23 protein-coding genes are annotated in these 22,334 nt (G+C 62.9%); 15 read left to right on the top strand and 8 right to left on the bottom strand.

Annotation, left to right across the window (positions count from 1 at the left end; all coding sequences use genetic code 11):
* Nucleotides 1–365: DUF5939 domain-containing protein (locus tag ACXJKO_RS19360; protein ID WP_457092710.1), on the bottom strand; the 365-nt coding region annotated here is incomplete at its 3' end.
* A gap of 208 nt (nucleotides 366–573) precedes the next feature.
* The gene (locus ACXJKO_RS19355) at nucleotides 574–978 is read right to left on the bottom strand and encodes a DUF4345 domain-containing protein (RefSeq protein WP_457092713.1); all 405 of its coding nucleotides are present in this window, start codon (nucleotides 976–978) and stop codon (nucleotides 574–576) included.
* A gap of 198 nt (nucleotides 979–1,176) precedes the next feature.
* Between ACXJKO_RS19355 and ACXJKO_RS19350 the strand changes: the two genes are divergently transcribed.
* Complete coding sequence (locus tag ACXJKO_RS19350; protein ID WP_457092709.1) at nucleotides 1,177–1,818, top strand: glutathione S-transferase family protein; 642 nt, start codon at nucleotides 1,177–1,179, stop codon at nucleotides 1,816–1,818.
* On the top strand, nucleotides 1,815–2,273 hold the full coding sequence (locus ACXJKO_RS19345) for a GNAT family N-acetyltransferase (RefSeq protein WP_457092708.1): 459 nt from the start codon (nucleotides 1,815–1,817) through the stop codon (nucleotides 2,271–2,273). Before ACXJKO_RS19350 ends, ACXJKO_RS19345 begins: the two co-directional genes overlap by 4 nt.
* Nucleotides 2,274–2,346: 73 nt before the next feature.
* On the opposite strand, the gene ACXJKO_RS19340 is transcribed toward ACXJKO_RS19345, so the two are convergent.
* Nucleotides 2,347–2,601 (bottom strand): hypothetical protein, encoded by a 255-nt coding sequence (locus ACXJKO_RS19340; protein WP_457092707.1) that lies wholly within the window; start codon nucleotides 2,599–2,601, stop codon nucleotides 2,347–2,349.
* 185 nt (nucleotides 2,602–2,786) lie between these two features.
* Between ACXJKO_RS19340 and ACXJKO_RS19335 the strand changes: the two genes are divergently transcribed.
* The gene (locus ACXJKO_RS19335) at nucleotides 2,787–3,494 is read left to right on the top strand and encodes a glutathione S-transferase N-terminal domain-containing protein (RefSeq protein ID WP_457092706.1); all 708 of its coding nucleotides are present in this window, start codon (nucleotides 2,787–2,789) and stop codon (nucleotides 3,492–3,494) included.
* Between the two features lie 54 nt (nucleotides 3,495–3,548).
* Here the strand turns inward: ACXJKO_RS19335 and ACXJKO_RS19330 are convergent, their stop codons facing one another.
* Entirely contained in the window at nucleotides 3,549–3,953 is a 405-nt protein-coding gene (locus tag ACXJKO_RS19330) for a DUF2147 domain-containing protein (protein ID WP_457092705.1), read from the bottom strand.
* A 172-nt stretch (nucleotides 3,954–4,125) separates the two neighbouring features.
* Here ACXJKO_RS19330 and ndk point away from each other — a divergent pair, with 172 nt between their 5' ends.
* The 3 genes from ndk to ACXJKO_RS19315 all read left to right on the top strand — a co-directional run bounded on the left by ndk (nucleotide 4,126) and on the right by ACXJKO_RS19315 (nucleotide 7,462).
* Nucleotides 4,126–4,548 (top strand): nucleoside-diphosphate kinase, encoded by a 423-nt coding sequence (ndk, locus tag ACXJKO_RS19325; protein WP_201860935.1) that lies wholly within the window; start codon nucleotides 4,126–4,128, stop codon nucleotides 4,546–4,548.
* An 85-nt stretch (nucleotides 4,549–4,633) separates the two neighbouring features.
* Nucleotides 4,634–6,787 (top strand): molybdopterin oxidoreductase family protein, encoded by a 2,154-nt coding sequence (locus ACXJKO_RS19320; RefSeq protein WP_457092704.1) that lies wholly within the window; start codon nucleotides 4,634–4,636, stop codon nucleotides 6,785–6,787.
* A 312-nt stretch (nucleotides 6,788–7,099) separates the two neighbouring features.
* On the top strand, nucleotides 7,100–7,462 hold the full coding sequence (locus ACXJKO_RS19315) for a hypothetical protein (RefSeq protein ID WP_457092703.1): 363 nt from the start codon (nucleotides 7,100–7,102) through the stop codon (nucleotides 7,460–7,462).
* A 219-nt stretch (nucleotides 7,463–7,681) separates the two neighbouring features.
* Here ACXJKO_RS19315 and purN read toward each other — a convergent pair whose 3' ends face one another.
* On the bottom strand, nucleotides 7,682–8,326 hold the full coding sequence (purN, locus tag ACXJKO_RS19310; protein WP_457092702.1) for a phosphoribosylglycinamide formyltransferase: 645 nt from the start codon (nucleotides 8,324–8,326) through the stop codon (nucleotides 7,682–7,684).
* Nucleotides 8,326–9,393, bottom strand: coding sequence for a phosphoribosylformylglycinamidine cyclo-ligase (gene purM / locus ACXJKO_RS19305; protein WP_457092701.1), 1,068 nt, complete (start codon nucleotides 9,391–9,393; stop codon nucleotides 8,326–8,328). The genes purN and purM overlap by 1 nt, the downstream gene beginning before the upstream one ends.
* Before the next feature lie 250 nt (nucleotides 9,394–9,643).
* Here purM and ACXJKO_RS19300 point away from each other — a divergent pair, with 250 nt between their 5' ends.
* From ACXJKO_RS19300 to ACXJKO_RS19270, 7 genes are all read left to right on the top strand, one after another.
* On the top strand, nucleotides 9,644–10,174 hold the full coding sequence (locus ACXJKO_RS19300) for a CDP-alcohol phosphatidyltransferase family protein (RefSeq protein ID WP_457092700.1): 531 nt from the start codon (nucleotides 9,644–9,646) through the stop codon (nucleotides 10,172–10,174).
* A gap of 27 nt (nucleotides 10,175–10,201) precedes the next feature.
* On the top strand, nucleotides 10,202–11,314 hold the full coding sequence (locus ACXJKO_RS19295) for an AI-2E family transporter (protein ID WP_457092699.1): 1,113 nt from the start codon (nucleotides 10,202–10,204) through the stop codon (nucleotides 11,312–11,314).
* Nucleotides 11,307–11,999 (top strand): hypothetical protein, encoded by a 693-nt coding sequence (locus ACXJKO_RS19290; RefSeq protein WP_457092698.1) that lies wholly within the window; start codon nucleotides 11,307–11,309, stop codon nucleotides 11,997–11,999. The genes ACXJKO_RS19295 and ACXJKO_RS19290 overlap by 8 nt, the downstream gene beginning before the upstream one ends.
* 146 nt (nucleotides 12,000–12,145) lie before the next feature.
* Entirely contained in the window at nucleotides 12,146–14,314 is a 2,169-nt protein-coding gene (locus ACXJKO_RS19285; protein WP_457092712.1) for an RNA degradosome polyphosphate kinase, read from the top strand.
* A 1-nt stretch (nucleotide 14,315) separates the two neighbouring features.
* Complete coding sequence (gene ppx, locus ACXJKO_RS19280) at nucleotides 14,316–15,839, top strand: exopolyphosphatase (protein ID WP_457092697.1); 1,524 nt, start codon at nucleotides 14,316–14,318, stop codon at nucleotides 15,837–15,839.
* 100 nt (nucleotides 15,840–15,939) lie between these two features.
* Complete coding sequence (locus tag ACXJKO_RS19275; protein WP_457092696.1) at nucleotides 15,940–16,563, top strand: 2OG-Fe(II) oxygenase; 624 nt, start codon at nucleotides 15,940–15,942, stop codon at nucleotides 16,561–16,563.
* 132 nt (nucleotides 16,564–16,695) lie between these two features.
* Nucleotides 16,696–17,184 carry an NUDIX domain-containing protein gene (locus ACXJKO_RS19270; protein ID WP_457092695.1) on the top strand — a complete coding sequence of 163 codons (489 nt, stop codon included), beginning with the start codon at nucleotides 16,696–16,698 and terminating at the stop codon, nucleotides 17,182–17,184.
* Here ACXJKO_RS19270 and rnd read toward each other — a convergent pair.
* Nucleotides 17,181–18,341: a ribonuclease D gene (gene rnd / locus ACXJKO_RS19265; RefSeq protein ID WP_457092694.1), complete on the bottom strand. Its 1,161-nt coding sequence runs from the start codon at nucleotides 18,339–18,341 to the stop codon at nucleotides 17,181–17,183. The two genes, ACXJKO_RS19270 and rnd, sit on opposite strands and share 4 nt — an antisense overlap.
* Nucleotides 18,342–18,419: 78 nt before the next feature.
* On the bottom strand, nucleotides 18,420–18,818 hold the full coding sequence (locus ACXJKO_RS19260) for a hypothetical protein (protein ID WP_457092693.1): 399 nt from the start codon (nucleotides 18,816–18,818) through the stop codon (nucleotides 18,420–18,422).
* Between the two features lie 884 nt (nucleotides 18,819–19,702).
* Here ACXJKO_RS19260 and aspS point away from each other — a divergent pair.
* Nucleotides 19,703–21,511 carry an aspartate--tRNA ligase gene (aspS, locus tag ACXJKO_RS19255; RefSeq protein ID WP_457092711.1) on the top strand — a complete coding sequence of 603 codons (1,809 nt, stop codon included), beginning with the start codon at nucleotides 19,703–19,705 and terminating at the stop codon, nucleotides 21,509–21,511.
* The coding region (locus ACXJKO_RS19250; protein ID WP_457092692.1) for a glycosyltransferase family 2 protein at nucleotides 21,508–22,334 on the top strand (827 nt) is incomplete at its 3' end. The genes aspS and ACXJKO_RS19250, both read left to right, overlap by 4 nt.

The following is a 22,334-nucleotide window of genomic DNA, read 5'->3' as shown; positions in this document are numbered from 1 at the left end:
CTTGGGTTGACCGTGAACGTAACCTCGACCATCTCGTCCAAGGTCGGCTCATAGCCCGCCGCGCATAAAGCGCAGCTGTACTCCTCCTGATTGACGGATTTCAGGCTCGTGCCCGCGTCCAGCACCCCGCCGCATCCGGGACAAAGCACATTCCAGGACAGCTCGAAAAGCCCGAGCCGTGCCGCATGCAGAAAGGCCGCGATGGTCCTCTCTTCATCGAGGTCGTGCTTGGCCGCGAACGCAAGAACGTTCACGCGGTTCAATTCATGATCGGGGGCGTCATTGATCAGGCGCTCGATGAGATCGACAATGGCGCCATCCGCCGATTGTCGCAAAAGCGCGAAAAGAGTTTGGTTCTCACTCATGGTGTCACCTCCCTGGAGGTGCGGACGAGGCAGGCGACAACAGGGAATTTAAGCAACACACCTCGTCACATCATTTGGAAAATGGCTCCAGAAGATGGCAAAGTTCAAGGCGAAGGGCCGATTTCAGCAGGAAATTCGGCAAAAAATCTTATTCTCCACCGATCAATTGGCGGCTCAGGCCATGAATGAGACAATCGGGCGGCTAAGCTTAAGCGACACCGTATTCCTCGGCGTAGCGGTTCGCGACCCGCGTCTGCCAGATACACAGGACGGGAGCGACAGCCAGCTCGACGACAAGGCCGCCGATCATGAAGAGGGAGGGCAGGCCGGTGAGGGCGAGGCCGATGAGACGGCCCAAGCCGCCGATCACGACAAGGAGGGTCAGCAGCCTGAAGCGGCCGGTCTTGATTTCGATGCTGGGCAGGGTGCTCCAGAAGCACAGACCAATGCCGAGAAGCAGGCCGGACAGAAACCGAAAGTGGCTCTCCGCCGAGATGCTCACCGCATCGCCCGTGAGCGCCTGACCGAAGAGGACGCCATAGAGCCCGATCGCCACGGGGAGCGTCGCCGCGATGGCAATACTCTGCTGCAGAAGCTTGCGTTCGCGATCTATACTGGCCATGGCACCATCCTTGCGGTCTGGCTCGATGTTCAGCTTCCCATGGACCTTATCCCGAGGGCCTGCACAGCAGGCGTCTCGAAGGACGAGGGTAGAGATTGATGAGCTGGACCTTCAGGGCGATTTTCAATCTTTCTGACCGCGAAGCAATCCAATAAAGTCCCGCCAAAGCTGTTGCACACAGGGGGGAACATGGCCGCACGTTTCGAGCTTCACGGATTCGCGTTTTCGGGGCCGACCTACAAGGTCGCCTTGATGCTCTCGCTGATGGGCGAGCCTTTCGATTATGTGCACGTGAACATGATGGCCGGCGAGCACAAGCAGCAGCCGCATCTGTCGCGCCAGCGCTACGGCCAGGTGCCGCTGCTTCTGGACCGGAACAACGGCCGGCATCTCTGCCAATCGGCGGCGATCCTCGAATATCTCTCCGATGCCATGGCTAAGTTCGGCGGCGCGACCTTGGACGAGCGGCTTCAGGCGCGCGAATGGCTCTATTGGGATTTCGACCGTCTTGCAGCACCGCTCTATCGCGCCCGCGTCATCAAACTCGGCATCCGGAAGGCGGCGCCTGAGGTGTTCGAGGATTGCATCGGCAGTGCCAGGGCGGGGCTTTCCGTCGTCGAGGCGCATCTGGCTGGCCGCACGTGGATGGTGGGCGAGGGCATGACCATCGCCGATGTCGATATCTACGGTGTCGTAGCTGTTGCGGGCGAAGCGGGCATCGATCTCGCCGAATATCCGCAGCTGAAGGCCTGGGCGGAGCGCATCGAGGCCTTGCCGGGGTTCAAGGCTCCTAAGGACATGCTGCCCATGGAATCGAGGTCTGCGGCATGAGTGACATTCTCGTTCGGGAAGCGCGCTTCGAGGATCTCGAAGCGATCATCCGCCTGCATGAAGAGGATGAGCTGGGATCGCACGGCGATGCGTGGAATCCTGAGACGAAGCCTGCCTACGAGGCGGCGTTCCAGGCCATCGCCCGCTCGACGGAGAACACGCTGTTCGTCGCCGTCGATGGCAATGAAGTCGTCGGCACTTTCCAGCTTACCTTCATCCCCAATCTCACCGGGCGCGGCGCCATGCGCGTGAAGGTCGAGAGCGTAAAGGTGAAGTCCGCCCGTCGCTCCGGCGGTATCGGCGCGCGCATGATGGCCTTCGCGGAAGACTACGCCCGCACCAACGGCGCCGCCGCGATGGAGCTGACCTCCAACAAGACCCGCAAGGACGCGCACCGCTTCTACGAGCGGCTGGGATTCTCGCGGAGTCATGAGGGCTTCAAGAAGAAGCTTTGAAGAAGTGCTTCAATCCGGGCTGGAGGCATGAAGAGCACTCCCTTACCAAGAGAGTGCTCTATCAGTCGTGCGATTAAGCCTTCGTGCCGCCCTTGAGGCGCGTGTTGCAGGCGCTCCAAAACTTCGGCCACTTCATGCCGGACTCCAGCTTCTTGGAGACCTTGGCTTCCTTCCACTCGGCGCTGCACTTCGTCATGCGCTCGCGGGCGGCGAGTTGGGCGGCGGTCGGCTCCTTCTTCGGCTTTGCCTCTCCAGCCGCCTGAACGGTGGCGGCGACGGACAGGGTCATGGCGGTTGCAAGTGCCGCAACGGCAAGTTTCTTGATCATCGGTTTCCCCTTAGGCGCATTCACCTGCGCTCGATTTATCTCATATGAAACAATGAAACATGCAAGGCTGCCGGGTCAGCCATGCCTTCTATCCACTGCAATCCATTGTCTATAAGGATGCGAGCCCCGATCTTATATCTTAACCTTCGCGCCGACCTGTATCGTTCCCCAAGGAGAGGCATGCCATGGCGGCTTCCACGCAGAAACCGATCGATCTCTATTACTGGCCGACCCCGAACGGGTGGAAGATCACCATCATGCTCGAAGAATGCGGGCTGCCCTACGCGGTCCATCCGGTGAATATCGGCAAGGGCGATCAGTTCAAGCCGGAGTTCCTGGCATTCTCCCCCAACAACAAGATGCCGGCCATCATCGACCACGACGGACCGGACGGGCAGCCGATCTCGGTTTTCGAATCCGGCGCCATTCTTCAGTATCTCGGACGCAAGACGGGCCGGTTCTATGCTCAGGACGAGCGCACCCGCGTCGAGGTCGATCAATGGCTGTTCTGGCAGATGGGCGGCTTCGGCCCCATGCTCGGCCAGACGCACCATTTCCGCATCTATGCGCCGGAGCAGGTGCCCTACGCCATCGAGCGCTACACCAACGAGACCAACCGCCTTTACGGCGTGCTTAACAAGCGCCTCGCGGACCGCGAATTCGTGGCGGGCGAGTATTCCATCGCCGATATGGCCATCGCCCCCTGGGCGAAGCTCTGGGAGCGCCAGGGCCAAAATATCGAGGATTTCCCGCATGTGAAGCGCTGGCTGAGTGCGGTGCTGGAGCGCCCTGCGGTCAAGCGGGCGCTTGTGGTCGGTGCCGAGGATCGCGGCTCCAACGATATGAAGGACCCGGCCGTTCAGGCCATCCTGTTCGGGCAGAAAGCGCGGTAATCGAAAGCGTCATCCCGGATCGATTAACGCCATCTGGGATGACCGTCTGGGGCTTCATTTCACCTTCGCCCAAGTCTGCGACCGGCAGATCAGGCCGCCGAGGACGCAGCCTGAGAGCTGCATGGCCTTTCCGGCGAAGGTCATCTTGCCTGTATAGGTCCGACCGTCCTTGTAATTGTAGAGCTTTCCTGTGAAGCCGTCCGGGGCAGGCCGGATGTCCGAGATCATCTGGATGCCGACGAGGTTGCGGGTTTTGAGGCCGGCATCCGGGTTGTGCACGTCCTTCGTCTCGCCCTGTACCGATAGAATGATGCCGCAATGAACCTCGCCGCATTTGGCGATCTGCACCCGCGTTTCGCCGGTCTCGCTCAAATAGGTGCCGCTCGGGTCGGAAGGCTGGGCCTGAACTGCCCCCAAAGATAGAAAAACGCAAAGAATGGAAAGGGTTGCAGGTTTCATGGGTTTCTCCCTCGGAGCCTGTCTTCCAGGGTGAGGCTAGAGCAGCCGGTTAAGCTTTCCAAGAGAAGGAGGCCCGCTACCTCGACTAAGGTCGAAAAGGCGCTTGAGGGCGGGGGGGCGCGCCGCTATAAGCGCCGCACTTTCCGATTTTCCCTCTTGAAGAGCAAATGACATGGCCATCGAGCGCACATTCTCCATTATCAAGCCCGACGCAACCGAGCGTAACCTGACCGGCGCCGTCAATGCCGTCATCGAGCAGGCCGGCCTGCGCATCGTGGCTCAGAAGCGCATTCTGATGTCCCGCCGCGAGGCCGAGACCTTCTACGCCGTCCACAAGGAGCGTCCCTTCTTCGGTGAGCTCGTGGACTTCATGGTCTCCGCTCCGGTCGTCGTGCAGGTTCTCGAGGGCGAGAACGCCGTGCTCCGCTACCGCGAGATCATGGGCGCCACCAACCCGGAGAGCGCTGCCGAGGGCACGATCCGCAAGCTCTACGCCAAGTCCATCGGCGAGAACTCCGTCCACGGCTCCGACAGCCAGGACAACGCCAAGATCGAAATCGCCCAGTTCTTCTCGGGCAACGAGATCGTCGGCTAAGCCATCAGGCTTCCGAACCTCTACGATCAGGCCGCCTTAGGGCGGCCTTTTCATTTTCTGCCCTTTCCCTCATCATGCGCCCGCCATGAACCAAGCTCCCCGCATCGACCGCCGCGCCTCCGTCTGCCCCCATGATTGCCCGTCCGTCTGTTCCCTCGATGTCGAGGTGATCGAGGGGCGGAGCATCGGGCGCGTGCATGGAGCGAAGTCCAACAGCTACACGGCTGGCGTGATCTGCGCGAAGGTGGCCCGCTACGCGGAGCGCATTCATCATCCGGATCGGGTACTCTATCCGATGAAGCGCACGGGGCCGAAGGGCTCTGGCCAGTTCGAGCGCATCTCCTGGGACGAGGCGCTGGATATCGTCGCGAAAGCCTTCCTAAAGACCGAGGCGGATTTCGGCGCGCAAGCGGTCTGGCCCTATTACTACGCAGGCACCATGGGCCTCGTGATGCGCGACGGCATCAATCGCCTGCGCCATGTGAAGAAATATTCCGGCCAGTATTCCACCATCTGCACGCCCATGGGCTGGACCGGCTATGTCGCCGGCACCGGCAAGCTCGCGGGCGCGGACCCGCGCGAGATGGCGGTATCCGATTGTGTGGTGATCTGGGGCACGAACCCAGTGCACACCCAGGTCAATGTGATGACGCACGCCATGCGCGCCCGAAAGGAGCGCGGCGCGAAGATCGTCGCCATCGACATCTACATGAACGCCACCATGAAGCAGGCCGACATGGCGTTGCTGGTGAAGCCCGGCACGGACGGCGCGCTCGCCTGCGCAGTCATGCATGTTCTCTTCCGCGACGGTCATGCGGATCGCGAATATCTGGAGCGCTACACCGACCATCCGCGCGAACTCGAAGAGCATCTGAAAACACGCGATCCCGTCTGGGCCTCCGCCATCACCGGTTTGTCGGTGGAGGAGATCGAAGCCTTCGCGAAACTCGTCGGCGAAACCAAGCGCACGTTCTTCCGTCTCGGCTACGGCTTCGGCCGCCAGCGCAACGGCGCGGTCAACATGCATGCGGCCTCGTGCATTCCCGCCGTCACCGGCGCGTGGCAGCATGAGGGCGGCGGCGCGTTTCACTCCAACAGCGGCATCTTCCACTGGAACAAGGCGCTCATCGAGGCGCATGACGCGCGCGATCCGACGATCCGAAATCTCGATCAATCGCAGATCGGCCGCGTGCTCACGGGCGATGCGGAAGCTCTTCACAACGGCCCGCCGATCAAGGCCATGCTGATCCAGAACACCAACCCGGTTTCCGTCGCGCCGGAGCAGGAGCTGGTGAAGCAGGGTTTCGCCCGCGAGGATCTGTTCGTCTGCGTGCATGAGCAGTTCATGACCGAGACGGCGATGATGGCCGACATCGTGCTGCCCGCGACCATGTTCATGGAGCACGACGATCTCTATTCCGGCGGCGGGCATCAGCATTTTCAGATGGGCCCGAAGCTCATCGACGCGCCCGGCGAATGCCGGTCGAACCACGAGGTCACGCGTGCGCTCGCCAAGCGCATCGGCGCCACGCATCGCGGGTTCGACATGGAGCCGCGCGAGATTATCGACTGGACCCTGCGCAATTCCGGCTGGGGTAGCATCGAGGAACTTGAAGTCGCGGTGCACAAGGACGTGCAGCCGCCGTTCGAGGAGTCTCATTACCTGAAGGGCTTCGGCTATCCCGACGGCAAGTTCCGCTTCAAGCCCGACTGGACCAAGGTGCCGTCCTCCAACAACGGCCCGATGGGGCCATGGGCCAGCATGCCAGCCTTTCCTGACCATTGGGGCGTGATCGAAGCAGCGACGGAGGAATATCCGTTCCGTCTTGCGACGAGCCCGGCGCGCAGCTTCCTCAACTCATCCTTCACCGAGACGCCGAGCTCCGTCGCGAAGGAGGGCCGGCCCGAGGTGATGGTGCATCCGCTCGATGCGGAGCGACTGAACATCACGGACGGCGATTGGGTGAAGCTGAAGAACCATCGCGGCGAGGTTTACCTGCGCGCGAAGCTGTTCGAAGGCGTGAGGCGCGGCGTGCTGATCGCGGAAGGCATCTGGCCGAACAAGGCCCATCCGCAGGGCCGCGGCATCAACACGCTCACCGGCGGCGATCAGGTCGCGCCTTACGGCGGCGCGGCGTTCCACGATAATCGCGTGGCGTTGGAGAAGGCGTCGTCCGATCTTGCGCCTGAAGCAGCGCAGGCGGTCATTCGCGGGCGGACCGAGCCGGTTGTTGGGTAGAACGGTAAGCCTGGTAAGCAATACAGCCCTCATCCTGAGTGTCCGGCCAAGAAAGCCCACGAAACTCGCACGTCATCATCGGCCTTGTGCCGGTGATCCCGATGCTGTGAGTCGCTGCGCTTTTTGGATCGGGATGGCCGGGACAGGCCCGGCCATGACGAAGAGGGAGACTTCTCTCTTCGTCCTCGTGAAGAGGTTATGGATGGGCGAAGCGTTGAGACCTTCTTAAGCCTGTTTGCGACTGTCCCTTGATCCTGAGCGCCCGAGCCTATTCTTAAGCTCCGACGTGATATTGTCTCCGGGGAGCTTTCCATGACATCCATTCTTCGCGTGCTGCTGACCGCACTCGCCATCACCACGGGCTCAGTTGCTGCCTTTGCCGCCGCCTCCAACACACCCACCATGTACCAGCCCGATCCGGCGCTGAAGACCGCCAGCGTTTCCGAATTGCGCGAGCGCGTGAGCCAGGCCTGCTCCATCACCCAGGCCAAGATGCAGGGCGTGACGGAAATCTCCCTGAGCCGCAAATGCGATTGCTATGCCGGCCGCACCATGCGCTCCATGAGCGCCGACGAAGTGCAGGCCTATCGCGATACGGGCGTGTTCAACGACACGGCGCGCCAGAAGGCGCTGTCGGCCATCGATTCCTGCAAGCTCCAGCGGCCGCAGATTTAATCCCTCCGCCGTCATGGCCGGGCCTGACCCGGCCATCCACGCCTGTGACGCACAACACAGCCTCGCCCTGAGGAGCGTAGCGTCTCGAAGGGCGAGGCGTCTCCAGCACGCACTGGATCGTCCTTCGAGACGCCGCTGATGCGGCTCTTCAGGATGAGGTTCGTGAGTTGGCAATGAAGACGTGGATAGCCGCAACAAGTGTGGCCATGACGTGGTTTGTTATGCGGGCGAGTGCAGCGAGCCTTCGCCACTCCACTGTCCTGAAAACACGACCCGCCCATTCTCAAGCCGCGCACTGCCGTCGCAGATCATGCGCATCGCCTTCGGATAGAGAACGTGTTCCTGCACGAGGATGCGGGCGGAAAGACTCTCCTCGGTGTCGCCCGGCACCACCGGCACGACGGCCTGGGCGATAATGGGGCCGGCATCGAGTTCCGGCACCACGAAATGCACGGTGCAACCATGGACCCGAACGCCTTCCTCCAGCGCACGCCGATGGGTGTGCACGCCGCGGAACAGGGGCAGGAGGGAAGGGTGGATGTTGATCATCCGTCCGGCCCACCGCTCCACGAATCCGTCCGTGAGCACGCGCATGAAACCGGCGAGGCAGATGAACTCGATGCCGTGGGATGCCAGTGCCTCATCCATCGCTTGCTCGAAACTTTCGCGGGTCGGATGGGTCTTGTGATCGATCGCCACTGTGGCGATGCCGGCCTCCCGCGCACGCTCCAGCCCGACCGCACCGGGACGATTGGAGAGCACGAGCGCGATCTCGGCAGGGAAGTTGGTGCTCCCGGCGGCCTCGATCAGCGAGACCATGTTGGACCCGCGCCCCGAGATGAGAATGGCGACGCGGCGGGGCATTAGAGCTTCAGGGAACCAGCCGTCAGCACAGGCTCGCCGCCCGTGTGAGCGATGGTCTCGCCGATGCGCACCGGGTTCTCACCGGCTTGGCGCAGACGCTCGATGACCGCGTCCGCCTTATCAGCGCTCGCCACCACGATCATGCCGATGCCGCAGTTGAAGGTGCGCAGCATCTCGGCCTCGGCGACGCCGCCGGTCTTGGCGAGCCAGCCGAAGACGGGCGGGGCATTGATCGCATCGAGATCGAGCCGCACGCCGACGCCGTCCGGCAGGACGCGCGGGATATTGTCGGGGAAACCGCCGCCGGTGATGTGGCAGAGCGCGTTGATGCCATCTCCGCCCCTAAGCACCTGAAGTAGGGCCTTCACATAGATCCGGGTCGGCTCGAGCAGCGCTTCGGCCAGAGTCTTGCTCGGCGCGAAGGGAGCGGGCGCATCCCAGTTAAGGCCGGAATGCTCCACGATCCGGCGGACCAGGGAGAAGCCGTTGGAATGGACGCCGGAGGAGGGCAGGCCGATCAGCACGTCGCCGACGGTCACATCCTTCGGCAGCAGGGTGCCGCGCTCGGCCGCACCCACGGCGAAACCGGCGAGGTCGTAATCGCCCTTGGCATAGAGGCCGGGCATCTCCGCCGTCTCGCCGCCGATCAGCGCACAGCCCGCCTGGAGGCAGCCCTCGGCGATGCCCTTGACGATATGGACGCCGACTTCGGGAGAGAGCTTTCCGGTGGCGAAGTAATCGAGGAAGAACAGGGGCTCCGCGCCCTGGACGATGATGTCGTTCACGCACATGGCCACGAGATCGATGCCGATGGTGTCGTGGATGCCCGTGTCGATGGCGATCTTCACCTTGGTGCCGACGCCGTCATTGGCCGCCACCAGGATCGGGTCCTTGAAGCCCGCAGCCTTGAGGTCGAACAGGCCGCCGAACCCGCCGATCTCGGCATCCGCGCCAGGGCGGCGCGTGGACCGCACCAGGGGCTTGATCTGGTCGACCATGGCATTGCCTGCGTCGATATCGACGCCCGCTTGGGCATAGGTCAGGCCGTTCGTCTGCTTCTCGGTCATGGGACACCCCGTGTTGGGTGGGGAGTAAGGCGAGAGGGCCTAAGAGGCAAGAATTTTTGATGCCGTCCGATATTGGCCTCCGCCGTCATCCCCGGACTTGTTCCGGGGATCCAGGTCATCATCGCTCAAAGGCGTGGATAGCCGGGTCAAGCCCGGTCATGACCGGAAAGGTTCGGTTCAGGGAGCCATCTTATCCCCATCCACCCTCTGCCATTGAACTCCGCCGCCCAACCGGCCATCATCATCTCCGATGACGATCCCGAATATCATCACTATCGCCCGGCTCATCATGGTCCCCATCGTGATCGTGATGATCATGCAGCATCGGTGGACGACAGCGTTCGTGCTGTTCGTGGTGGCGGGGATATCGGATGCGGTCGATGGGTTCATCGCCCGGCATTTCGATATGAAAAGCGAGTTCGGGGCCTATATCGACCCCTTGGCCGACAAATCGCTGCTGGTCTCGATCTATGTGACGCTGGCCGTTGTCGGGGCGATTCCGAGCTGGCTCGCCATTATTGTGGTCTCCAGAGATGCGATGATCGTGGCGGCGGTGCTCCTGTCCTGGGTCATGAGCCGCCCCGTCGAGATCAAGCCGCTGATGGTGAGTAAGCTGAACACCGTGGCGCAGATTGCCTTTGCGGCCTTTGCGCTCGCCGCCAACGCTTTCGGCGCGGAGCTCGGCGGACTTGAAGATATCGCCATGCTGGCGGTCGCCACCTTGACCGTGGCTTCCGCTGGTGCCTATCTCGGGGGCTGGCTGCGGCACATGGCCGTGTGACGCCGCGTTTAAGTGTATGGAGTATCGATGACGATCCAACGGCAGATCGGATTCTGGATAGCGGCGCTCGTGGTGGCGGTGCTTCTGCTGTTCCTGTTCCGGGGCATTCTGCTACCCTTCGTGGCGGGCTTCGCCCTGGCCTATCTCCTCGATCCCATGGCCGACAAGCTCCAGAAGGTCGGCATCGGTCGCCTGGGCGCGAGCCTGCTGATCCTGGTCATTTTCATTCTGGTCTTCATCGTGACCCTCATGATCCTGGTGCCTTTCGCGGCCCAGCAGGTCGGGGCCTTCGTCGAGCGGCTGCCAGGCTACGTGGCGCGGCTTCAGGAACTGGCGAACGAGCAGCTTAAGCCGCTGCTCGAAAGGCTCGGCGCCAACGGCACCCTGCCGGAGATGCAGACCTCCGTCGGCAACCTGATAAGCCAGGGCGTCGCCTGGATCGCGGCCTTCCTCCAGGGCCTCTGGTCCGGTGGGCAGGCGCTGCTCGGCATCTTCTCGCTGCTGGTCGTGACGCCAGTCGTTGCTTTCTACATGCTGGTCGATTGGGACCGCATGGTGAGGACCGTCGATTCCTGGATGCCCGTGCGCCAGCGGGAGACGATCCGGGCCATCGCCCATGACATCGACCGGGCCATCGCGGGTTTCGTGCGCGGACAGGCGTTGGTGTGCTTGATCCTCGGTACTTTCTACGCGGTCAGCCTGACCGTGATCGGGCTGAATTTCGGCTCCCTCATCGGCATGACGGCGGGGCTCCTGAGCTTCATCCCCTATGTGGGCTCGCTCACGGGCCTCATCCTCTCCATGGGCGTCGCCATCGTGCAATTCTGGCCCGACTGGACCATGATCCTGGCGACGCTCGGCATCTTCGTCTTCGGCCAGTTCGTGGAGGGCAACATACTGTCGCCCAAGCTGGTGGGCGATTCCGTGGGCCTGCACCCGGTCTGGCTCATGTTTGCGCTGCTCGCCTTCGGCACGCTTTTCGGCTTCGTGGGGCTTCTGCTCGCGGTGCCGCTCGCCGCCGCCATGGGCGTGATCGCCCGCTTTGCCCTGCGGCAATATCTGGCGAGCCCACTTCATCAGGGTTCCGGGCCGACGATCATCAACCCCCGGGTCGACGACAAGGCAGATTTCAATGCCTGATGTGCCCAAGCAGCTGGCCTTCGACCTASCGCTGGACCCGCGTTTCGGCGCGGAGGACTTCCTCGTCAGCCCGTCGAACGAGCAGGCGTATGGGCTGATCGAAAGCTGGCCGGAATGGCCCGACACCATTCTCCTGCTCATCGGCCCCAGGGGCAGCGGCAAGAGCCATCTGGCCTCGATCTGGGCCACCAACGCCCACGCCTGGACCGTCGATGCCTCCGAGATCACGCAGGACAAGGTTCCGCATCTCATCTCGAACGGGGCGCTCGCCATCGAGGACATGGACCGGGGCGCGCGGGACGAAGCGTCCCTGTTCCATCTTCTCAACCTCGCCCGGGAGAAGAAGGCCGCGCTGCTGATTACCAGCGAGACGCCGCCGGATCGTTGGGGCTTAAGCACGCCCGATCTTCTCTCCCGCCTGCGCCTCGCGCCCAGCGTAACGCTCGACGCGCCGGACGATGCCTTGCTGAAGGCCGTTCTGGTGAAGCTGTTCGTAGACAGGCAACTCGTGGTCGACACGTCCGTTGTCGATTATATTTCGCTCCGGATCGAACGCTCGCTGGCGCGGGCTTCCGAGCTGGTGACGCTTCTCGACAAGGAAGCGCTCAGCCGGGGGCGGCGCGTATCGCGGGCAATTGCAGCCGAGATTCTCGGAGCCTCACAGGAAACGGATGATAACGAGTGAAGCCTGATCAAAACGCCTTGGCGTCCAACCGTCGTGAAACCGTCGCAAAGTCCAAAGCAAAACGGACGCCGGAAAAGGATGCCGCGGAGATCGAGGTGCGTAGTAAAATTGCTTTGAAGGAAGTCGAGACCGTCAGCGAGGCCCCTATGCCGAAGGCCCCGCCGGATATCGAGCTCGACGGCGCGGTGCTGCGGCGGTTCCCGCAGCGTTTCATCAACCGCGAATTGTCGTGGCTCCAGTTCAATCGCCGGGTGCTGGAGGAGGCCTCGAACCGCAATCACCCGCTGCTTGAGCAACTGCGCTTCCTGTCGATCTCGGCCGAGAACCTGGACGAGTTCTTCATGGTCCGTGTCGCGGGCCTGCGGGGCCAGGTGCGCTCCGGCGTGTCCACCGTCTCGCAGGACGGCTTGAGCCCCCAGGAGCAACTGGCGAAGATCACGGTCGAGGTCTCGCTTCTCGCCTCCGATCAGCAGCGCCGCTGGCGCGAGCTGCGCGAGACGTTGCAGGAAGAGGGTATCATCCTCGTGGAAGGGCCGGGCCTGACGAAGGCCGAGGCGTCGTGGCTCGAGGATTATTTCCTCAATCACATCTTTCCCGTGCTCACACCGCTCGCCGTCGATCCGGCGCATCCGTTCCCGTTCATTCCCAATCTGAGCTCGTCCATTGGCCTGAAGCTGGTGCGCCAGAGCGACGGCAAGGTGTTGAACGCACTGATCCGCCTGCCGACGCGGGGCGAGCGCTTCATTCGCCTGCCGGATTTCGCGGAAACCGGATCGGCGCGCTTCATCGCGCTCGAACAGATGATCGTGCTCTACACGAGCCGCCTTTTCCCCGGCTACAATGTGCAGGGGCAGGGCGCTTTCCGCGTCATCCGCGATTCCGATCTGGAAGTGGAGGAAGAGGCCGAGGATCTGGTGCAGCTCTTCGAGACGGCGCTCAAGCAGCGCCGGCGCGGCAGCGTGATCCGCCTCGAGGTGGAAGCCACCATGCCGGAGGACCTGCGCCTCTTCGTGGCCGAAGAAATGGAAGTCGCTGCGGACGAGGTGTTCGTGGTCGAAGGCATGATGGGCCTGCGCGATCTCTCGCAGCTCGTCGGCCTGGAACGCCCGGACCTCAAGTTCAAACCGTACAACCCGCGCTTTCCCGAGCGCATCCGCGAGCATAGCGGCGATTGTTTCGCCGCGATCCGTGAGAAGGACATCATCGTCCATCACCCGTATGAATCCTTCGACGCCGTGGTGCAGTTTCTGCGTCAGGCGGCGCGCGATCCGAACGTGGTGGCGATCAAGCAGACGCTTTACCGCACATCCTCGGATTCACCCATCGTCGCGGCGCTCGCCGAGGCGGCGGAGGCAGGCAAATCCGTCACGGCCCTCGTGGAGCTGAAAGCGCGCTTCGACGAGGAAGCCAATATCCGCTGGGCGCGCGATCTGGAGCGAGCAGGCGCGCAGGTCGTGTTCGGCTTCATCGAGCTGAAGACCCACGCCAAGCTCTCCATGGTGGTGCGGCGCGAGGGCAGCCAGCTCATCACCTATTGCCATGTGGGCACGGGCAACTACCACCCGATCACCGCGCGCATCTATACGGACCTGTCCTATTTCACCGCCGATCCGGTGATTGGCCGCGATGTCTCGCGCATCTTCAACTTCGTGACAGGCTATGCCGAGCCCGCCGAGCTGGAGCGCATGGCGGTTTCGCCGCTGACCTTGAAGAAGCGCCTCCTTCAGCGCATCGGGGAGGAGATCGAGCATGTGAAGGCGGGACGGCCCGCCGCCATCTGGTGCAAGTGCAACTCGCTAGTGGATGCCGATATCATCGACGCGCTCTACGATGCGAGCGCGGCCGGCGTGCAGGTCGATCTCATCGTGCGCGGCATCTGCTGCCTGCGTCCCGGCATCAAGGGTCTGTCCGAGAACATCCGCGTGAAGTCCATCGTCGGGCGCTTCTTGGAGCACACGCGCATCTATGCGTTCGGCAACGGGCTCGGATTGACCAATCCGAAGGCGCATGTGTACATCTCCTCAGCCGACCTCATGTCGCGCAACCTCGACCGCCGCGTCGAGGCGCTGCTGCCCATCGTCAACACCACCGTGCACCAGCAGGTTCTCGACCAGATCATGCTGGCCAACCTGCTGGACAACGAGCAGAGCTGGACCGTGCTGCCCGACGGCACCAGCCGCAGGGTTGTTCCCGCCAAGGGCGAGGAACCATTCAACGCCCACAAGTATTTCATGACCAATCCGAGTCTGTCCGGCCGTGGTAAATCCCTCAAGACCTCCAGCCCCAAGGCGCTTGCGAAGCGGGGACAACGCTGACATGGAAACCGTTGGCCGCGAGGCTCAGGGACGGCTCAAAATAGGCCGTCCCGTCGCCATCATCGATATCGGTTCGAACTCGGTCCGTCTCGTGACCTATGAGGGCATGGCGCGCGCGCTCACGCCCATCTACAACGAGAAAGTGCTCTGCGGTCTCGGCCGCCATGTGGCCACCACGGGCCGTCTCGACGACGAGGCCGTCGATCGGGCGCTGCGCGCGCTCGCCCGTTTCCGCGTGCTCTGCGACACCATGCAGGTCTCCGATGTCTTCGTGCTGGCCACCGCCGCCGCGCGCGATGCGTCGAACGGCCCGGCGTTCCTAGAGGCCGCCGCGAAAGCCTGCGGCCGGCCCATCAGCCTGCTGTCAGGTGCGGAGGAGGCGCGGTTCTCGGCGCTCGGCATCGTCGCGGGCTTTCATCAGCCGGACGGCATCGCCGGCGACATGGGCGGCGGCAGCCTCGAACTCGTCGATGTGAAGGGCTCAACGATCGGGCAGGGCACCACCATGCCTCTCGGCGGCCTTGCCCTGCAGGACGTGAGCGGCGGGTCGTTGAGAAAGGCGCAGAGGATCGTGCGGGCCGCGCTCGAACGGGCTCCCGAATATCTCGAAAGCCTGCACGGGCGGACGTTCTACGCGGTGGGCGGCACATGGCGTGCGCTTGCGCGCCTGCATCAAGCAGCAACCGATTATCCGCTCCACATCATGCACAGCTACATCCTCGATCCGAAAGGCGGGCTCGACTTCCTTCATCTCGTGGAGGAGGTCGATTCCAAGACGCTGAAGGATATCGAGAGCGTGTCCGAGGCCCGACGCCCGCTGCTCGCCTATGGCGCCATCGTGCTGGAAGAAATCATCCGTCTCGGCGAGCCGAAGGAAATAGCGATCTCCGCTTTCGGCGTGCGCGAAGGCGTGCTTTTCGACAAGCTCGCTCCGGAAACGCAGAAGCGCGATCCGCTGATCGCCGCGGCCAGCGACCTGAACCTGCTGCGCTCCCGCTCGCCGCGTCACGGCGAGGAGCTGTGCGAGTGGACCGAAGGCTTCATGAAGAGCCTTGGGCTCACGGAATCGGAAACCGAAACCCGCCTGCGCCGCGCCGCCTGCCTACTCGCCGATATCGGCTGGCGCGCCCATCCCGATTATCGCGGCGAGCAGAGCCTCAACCTCATCGCCTATGGCGCCTTCGCGGGCCTTGACCATCCGGGCCGCGCCTATCTCGCGCTCGCCATCTTCTTCCGGCACGAGGGCCTCTCGCCGGACAAGGTAGGCTCGCGCATCAAGTCGCTCGCCGGTCCTCGCTATCTCGAACGCGCTCGCCTGCTCGCGGCCCTTATGCGCGTGGCCTACCCGGTTTCCGTCTCCATGGAAGGCATTCTCCCGCAGGCTCCGTTACGCGCGCGCGGCAGTCAGGTGGTGCTGCAACTGCCGGCCTACATGCAGGACCTCGCCAACGAGCGCCTGACCGGGCGCATGAAGGGGCTCGGCAAGCTTCTCAACATGGAGCCGGTGATCGAGATCGCAGCTTGAGGTTTCACGGAGATTTGATTTTTTCGTAAGCTCGGTACAACCTCAAGGGATCTGGAGCGCCTCGCCATAAACGAAAGGTGGGGCGCAATGAGAGAGAACCATGAGCCTCATCAACCTGTCCGCCCTTCAAAATGCGCAGCAATCTCGAGAGCCTTACGATCATCTTCTGGCATCCGGCTTCCTGAAAGACGACGCTATCGAGGATATCCGGCGGGATTTTCCTCAGATCGACAAGCCCGGTTATTTGACCGTCGATGAGGTCAAGCTCCATGGGCGCTTCAAGCAGCTCATCGACGAGCTCGAAGGTCCCGAACTGACCGCGGCCCTATCGAAGAAGTTCGGGATCGATCTGAGCCCCTACCCACGCCTCACCACGATCATGAAGCGCTCGCAGCCGAAATACGGTGCAATCCATACGGACGGCCCGTCTAAGGTCATGACGATGCTCGTCTACATGAACGACGAGTGGGAACAGGATGAGGGCGGACGATTGCGGGTCCTCTATGACGGCAAGAATTTTGAGCCCTTTAAGCTCGAGGTACCACCGGTCATGGGTACCATGTTCGCGTTCTTGCGCTCCGACAATTCATGGCACGGCCATTTACCGTTCTCCGGCGAGCGCCGCGTCGTCCAGGTCGCCTGGGTTAAAAGCCAGGCCGATGTGGACCGCAAGAAGAAGCACAACAAACTGGCTCAATTCTTCAAGGGCATCTTTGGGCGGTAAGAACTCTCTGACGGGGTTGGATGGATCGATATGGCCGGGCTATGCTCGGCCGTTATCTTGTTACGGTCAGGCAGGGGCATGGTCGCTGAGATTGAAACGACTGCAACGCGGATCGTTTACGAAAACCGCTGGATGCGAGTACGTGAGGACGCTGTTCGTCGGCAGGACGGGTCGTCAGGAATTTACGGTGTCGTCGAAAAGACGGACTTCGCAATTATTGCACCCATCGACAACGGCGTGATCCATCTCGTCGAACAGTACCGCTATCCTGTGAAAGGCCGTTACTGGGAATTGCCGCAGGGCTCCTGGGAGCAGAAGCCCGATGTCGATCCGCTGGAGCTGGCCCGTGCCGAGCTCCGCGAGGAAACGGGCCTTACTGCTGACACCATGGTCCATGCTGGCCACCTGTTCGAGTGCTATGGCTACTCTACGCAAGGATTCGACATCTACCTCGCTCGGGGACTCAAGCCGGGGCAGGTGGATCGGGAGCACAGCGAGCAGGACATGATCAGTCGTGCTTTCCCGGTCGGGGACGTGCTCGGTATGGTCACCAATGGTGTCATCAAGGACGCCGCGACGGTTGCGACGCTGGGGCTTTTGCGACTGAAGGGGCTTCTTTAAGCCTCGGCAATTGCCCGCAGTTTCACACGCCCGCGCTCCAGCACGAGGCCGAGCTGACCGTTCTTGAGGGCCAGGGCTTTCTCTCCGAAGAGCGCCCGGCGCCAGCCGTGCAGCGAAGGCACGTCGGCAGTGTCGCTCTCGGCAATGGCTTCGAGCTCCTCGACGGTGGCGACGATCTTGGGCGCGACACCTTCCTGCTCGGCGACGGCCTTGAGAAGGACCTTCAGCAGATCCACGACGGCACCCGTATTGCCGCGTCCACGGCTGCGCTCGGGCGTCGGGACCGTGGTCGGATCGCGGGAGAGGCCGCGCTCGATGGCCTCCAGGATCTCGCCGCCCGTGCGGGAGCGCTCGAAACCGTTGGGGATCGACCGCAGGCGGCCCAGCGCCTCGACGCTGCGAGGGGCCGAGGTCGCTACGTCGATCAGGGCATCGTCCTTGAGAATGCGCCCGCGCGGCACGTCCCGGTTCTGCGCCTCGCGCTCGCGCCAGGCGGCAACCTCCATGAGAACGGCGATCTCCTTCGGCTTGCGCAGGCGGCCGGCGAGGCGGCGCCAGGCATTGTCGGGATCGGCCTGATAGGTCTCAGGGGAGGTAAGGATGGACATCTCCTCGGCCAGCCAGTCGAGACGGCCGTTCTTCTGGAGTTGGTCCATCAGGGACTGGTAGACGCTCACAAGATGGGTCACGTCCGAGATCGCGTAGGTGAGCTGCGCGTCGGAGAGGGGGCGTCGGGACCAGTCGGTGAAGCGGGAGGACTTGTCGATCTTGGCCTTGGCGAGGTCGTTCACCAACTGCTCGTAGGACACCGAATCGCCATAGCCGCAGACCATGGCGGCGACCTGGGAGTCGAACAGGGGCGCCGGCACGATGCCGCCGAGGTTCCAGACGATCTCAAGGTCCTGGCGGGCGGAGTGAAAGACCTTCACCACATTCGGATCGGCCATGAGCGCCATGAAGGGCTCCAAGCTCATCCCCTCCGCGAGCGGATCGATGAGATAGGCGTCAGCCGGGTTCGGCCCTGCCATCTGGATCAGGCAGAGCTTCGGGTAATACGTGGTCTCGCGCAGGAACTCCGTGTCGACGGTCACGAACGGATGAGCGGCGAGGCGTTGGCAGGCGGCGGCCAGGGCGTCTGTCGAAGTGATCAAGTCCATAAGGTCTTTTAGCTTAAGCTTTTGGTCTGTGCGACCCCTTCTAGCGCATGGCACGGGCCGGTAGACCGGTTTTCCGCATCAAACGACGCGGGCAAACCCTTGAAGGGCTTTTCGACGCTGTTTGGCCTGCCGCTCGGCCCGCTTCATGAGCCAGTCGAGAATGTTACGGTCGACCTCGATCCCGGTCTCCGCATCCTCAAGGCGCTGGATCCGGTCCACCCGGAAGCCGCGATAACCATCATCGGCCATGTCGATGCCGCCCAGCAGCATCTTGCCGGGGCCCACCTTCAATTCGCGGGCAATCACCCAGCGCCTGGTCGGATTGCCGGCTTGGTCCACATAGTCGATCTCAAGCGCGCCATCGAAGGGATAGACGTGCCAATTACCCTCGACCCGCTCCTCGTTAGGGGCGTTCCGGCCGGGGTTCAGCAGGGCGGTTGCATGGTTCTGGATCATAGGGAGGATATGGGTATTCACGCTTTGTTCTGCAAGGGTGAAAGCGTTGAAAGATAAGGGTTTAAGGCTGAAATTTGGGGCGGCGGGGGATGGTGGAGGCGTTGTATCAGGGGCGGGGCAGAACCGAGTGTCGCTGGACTGGATAAGGCACCCGAACCACGCCCCTGTCATCCCCGCGCAGGCGGGGATCCAGACCCGCGAAGGTGCCAAGCAAGGCGCTTCGGCCCGAGCAGCTCTATTCTGCGCCGCCAGTGTTTATGGATCCCCGCCTGCGCGGGGATGACAAGCTGAGCGCGTGGCACATGCAGCGTTATGTTCTTGCTTTGTTCTTGACAAAAGCCCAGTCTTATGGCTAAGGTTTCGCCGTCCAGTCTCGCGAGGGACGTGCCCGAGGCGTCGGTTGCGGAGGCTGAATACGGTTCTGGACAGTTGGAGGACTCGCACCCTCCAACGCCAGGGTTCCGAGCGGGGAGGAAGAGGCGCTGAGCTTGTTCGGGCAGGCTGCGTCAACGCTCCCTCAACCTCGCCGGTGCTGGAGTTAACTCCAGGGCTGCGCTGCAAGAAGCGCCGTAAAGCGTCTCTGAGGGTTCGTCCCTGATGGCGCCGGAGCGTCGAGGCCGGGATCGAAAAGCCGTGCGCGGGAGGCGGTTGAAGCTTCCTATCCGGGCGGATCTCCCGTCCCGAACCCTTCTTCGCGCTCCCGCCCGGGATCGCGAGGCTCACCTGCGTCCCGCGCGTCCCTCACCCATGACGGACAAAGCCAGGACAAGCCCGAAGCCACTCGCTCGGAATGGGCGGGAACGCTCGAACATGCCTCTCATTTCATCCTTCCGCCTTGACTTCCCCGGTCTCCCATGGATGTTGCGCGTAACTTCGAACCAGCAGGCTTTTCCATGTCCGCCTCCATGCACCGTTACCGTTCCCATACCTGCGGCGCGCTCCGCGAATCCGATGTCGGGCAGGTCACCCGCCTTTCCGGGTGGTGCCACCGCATCCGTGACCATGGCGGCGTGCTGTTCATCGACCTGCGCGATCATTACGGCATGACGCAATGCGTGATCGATCCGGATTCCCCGGCTTTCAAGCTGGCCGAGACGGCCCGGTCCGAATGGGTGGTCCGCGTGGACGGGAAGGTGCGCAAGCGTCCGTCCGGCACCGAGAACGCCGAGCTTCCAACCGGTATGGTCGAGGTCTACATCACCGATATGGAAGTGCTGGGTCCTGCGGACGAGCTGCCGATGCCGGTCTTCGGCGACCAGGAATACCCGGAAGAGACTCGCCTCAAGTACCGCTATCTCGACCTTCGCCGCGAGAAGCTGCACAACAACATCATGAAGCGCGGCGCGATCGTCGATAGCTTGCGCACCCGCATGAAGACGAGCGGCTTCTTCGAGTTCACGACGCCGATCCTGACGGCCTCCTCGCCCGAAGGCGCGCGAGACTTCCTCGTGCCCTCGCGCATCCATCCCGGCAAGTTCTACGCGCTGCCGCAGGCCCCGCAGCAGTTCAAGCAGCTGATCATGATGTCCGGCTTCGACCGGTACTTCCAGATCGCGCCCTGCTTCCGCGACGAGGACCCGCGCGCCGACCGTCTGCCGGGCGAGTTCTACCAGCTCGACGTGGAGATGAGCTTCGTCACGCAGGAAGACATCTTCCAGACCATGGAGCCGGTGATCCGCGACACCTTCAAGGAATTCGCGGACGGCAAACCGGTGACCGACGTGTTCCCGCGCATCCCGTATTTCGAGTCGATGCTGAAATACGGCTCCGACAAGCCGGACCTGCGTAACCCGCTCGTCATCGCCGACGTGTCGGAAGTGTTCGAGCGTGAGGACGTGACCTTCAACGCGTTCAAGAACGTGGTGAAGGGCGGCGGCGTCGTGCGCGCCATCCCGGCGACGGGTGCGGCCTCGCAGTCGCGCTCCTTCTTCGACAAGCTCAACGACTGGGCCCGCTCGGAAGGCGCGCCCGGCCTCGGCTACATCGTGTTCGAGGAAGAGGGCGGCCAGATCGTAGCCAAGGGCCCCATTGCCAAATTCATCCCCGAGGCCGCTCAGGCCGTCATCCGCGAGAAAGCCGGCATCAAGGCAGGCGACGCCGTGTTCTTCTCGGCGGGCAACGAGGACAAGGCCGCCTCGCTCGCAGGCAAGGCGCGCGTGCGCATCGGCGACGAGCTGGGCTTAAGCAACAAGGACCAATTCGCCTTCTGCTGGATCGTCGACTTCCCGCAATACGAGTGGAACGAGGACGAGAAGAAGATCGACTTCTCCCACAACCCGTTCTCCATGGCCGACATGGATCATGACGAGTTCATGGCTCTCAATCCGTCGGACAAGGACAAGATCCTCAAGATGACGGCCTTCCAGTACGACATGGTCTGCAACGGCTACGAGATGGCTTCCGGCTCGATCCGTAACCACCGTCCCGACCGCATGGTGAAGGCGTTCGAGATCGCCGGCTACGGCGAGCAGGAAGTGATGGACCGCTTCGGCGGCATGTATCGCGCGTTCCAATACGGCGCACCGCCGCACGGCGGCATGGCGGCCGGTGTGGACCGCATCGTGATGCTGCTTTGCGGCGCGCAGAACCTGCGTGAGATCACGCTCTTCCCGATGAACCAGAAGGCGGAAGACCTGCTGCTCGGCGCGCCCTCCGAGGCGACGCCCAAGCAGCTGCGCGAGCTGCACATCCGGACGAATCTGCAGGAGAAATGACCCGCAGCGACGTCACCGCCATTGTCGTGACCTTCGACAGCGCCCATGCGCTGCCGGAGTGTCTCGGCGCGTTGCGGACGGATGGCGTGCCCGTGCTCGTGGTCGACAACGCTTCCACGGATGACACCGCCGCACTAGCCGAAGGGCAGGGCGCGCGCGTCATCCGCAATCCCAGTAACGAAGGCTATGGCCGCGCCAATAACAGCGGCGCGCGGGCGGCGGACACGGAGTTCGTGCTCATCGTCAATCCGGATTGCATCGTCGAGGCCGGCGCTGTCGCGGCCCTCATCGATGCGGCGCGGCGCTACCCCGATGCCGCGCTCTTCGCGCCGCAGATCGTCGAGCCGAGCGGGCGCGTGTTCTTCCAACCCCGCTCCCTGCTCTCGCCCTATCTCCACAATCCGGGCGGCAAGCTCGTGCTGCCGGAAGGCGAGGCCTGCGCGCCGTTCTTCTCAGGCGCATGCTTTCTGATCCGCCGCGATGTTTTCCTGAAACTCGGCGGCTTCGACGAAAACATCTTCCTGTTCTACGAGGATGATGACCTCTGCCGCCGCATCGCGGATGCCGGCTCAGCACTTGTCTATGTGCCGCAAGCCGTCGTGCGCCATGGGCGCGGCCGGTCGAGCGAGCCAAAGCGGGGACGGATCTATACCTCCCGCTGGCATCAGGCTTGGTCGCGAGCCTATGTGAGCCGCAAATACGGACTGCCGAACCCGGCGCCCGGCATGTTTGCGGTGAATGCGTTCAAAGCGCTCGGTGCCTGCCTGACATTCCAGCGCAAGCTGGTCGAGCGCTATGGCGGCTCGGCAGCAGGGGCGTGGGC

It is taken from the genome of Microvirga sp. P5_D2 (genome assembly GCF_054049475.1).
The sequence above is the reverse complement of the archived record's forward strand: the minus strand, read 5'-3'. Positions and strand labels throughout refer to the sequence as shown.

Bases quoted from the DNA above. Each gene is read 5' to 3' on its own strand.
- ACXJKO_RS19350 (WP_457092709.1), top strand. From the start codon at position 1,177: ATGGCCGCACGTTTCGAGCTTCACGGATTCGCGTTTTCGGGGCCGACC.
- ACXJKO_RS19345 (WP_457092708.1), top strand. From the start codon at position 1,815: ATGAGTGACATTCTCGTTCGGGAAGCGCGCTTCGAGGATCTCGAAGCG.
- ACXJKO_RS19340 (WP_457092707.1), bottom strand. From the start codon at position 2,601: ATGATCAAGAAACTTGCCGTTGCGGCACTTGCAACCGCCATGACCCTG.
- ACXJKO_RS19335 (WP_457092706.1), top strand. From the start codon at position 2,787: ATGGCGGCTTCCACGCAGAAACCGATCGATCTCTATTACTGGCCGACC.
- ACXJKO_RS19330 (WP_457092705.1), bottom strand. From the start codon at position 3,953: ATGAAACCTGCAACCCTTTCCATTCTTTGCGTTTTTCTATCTTTGGGG.
- ndk (WP_201860935.1), top strand. From the start codon at position 4,126: ATGGCCATCGAGCGCACATTCTCCATTATCAAGCCCGACGCAACCGAG.
- ACXJKO_RS19320 (WP_457092704.1), top strand. From the start codon at position 4,634: ATGAACCAAGCTCCCCGCATCGACCGCCGCGCCTCCGTCTGCCCCCAT.
- ACXJKO_RS19315 (WP_457092703.1), top strand. From the start codon at position 7,100: ATGACATCCATTCTTCGCGTGCTGCTGACCGCACTCGCCATCACCACG.
- purN (WP_457092702.1), bottom strand. From the start codon at position 8,326: ATGCCCCGCCGCGTCGCCATTCTCATCTCGGGGCGCGGGTCCAACATG.
- purM (WP_457092701.1), bottom strand. From the start codon at position 9,393: ATGACCGAGAAGCAGACGAACGGCCTGACCTATGCCCAAGCGGGCGTC.
- ACXJKO_RS19300 (WP_457092700.1), top strand. From the start codon at position 9,644: ATGACGATCCCGAATATCATCACTATCGCCCGGCTCATCATGGTCCCC.
- ACXJKO_RS19295 (WP_457092699.1), top strand. From the start codon at position 10,202: ATGACGATCCAACGGCAGATCGGATTCTGGATAGCGGCGCTCGTGGTG.
- ACXJKO_RS19285 (WP_457092712.1), top strand. From the start codon at position 12,146: ATGCCGAAGGCCCCGCCGGATATCGAGCTCGACGGCGCGGTGCTGCGG.
- ppx (WP_457092697.1), top strand. From the start codon at position 14,316: ATGGAAACCGTTGGCCGCGAGGCTCAGGGACGGCTCAAAATAGGCCGT.
- ACXJKO_RS19275 (WP_457092696.1), top strand. From the start codon at position 15,940: ATGAGCCTCATCAACCTGTCCGCCCTTCAAAATGCGCAGCAATCTCGA.
- ACXJKO_RS19270 (WP_457092695.1), top strand. From the start codon at position 16,696: ATGCGAGTACGTGAGGACGCTGTTCGTCGGCAGGACGGGTCGTCAGGA.
- rnd (WP_457092694.1), bottom strand. From the start codon at position 18,341: ATGGACTTGATCACTTCGACAGACGCCCTGGCCGCCGCCTGCCAACGC.
- aspS (WP_457092711.1), top strand. From the start codon at position 19,703: ATGCACCGTTACCGTTCCCATACCTGCGGCGCGCTCCGCGAATCCGAT.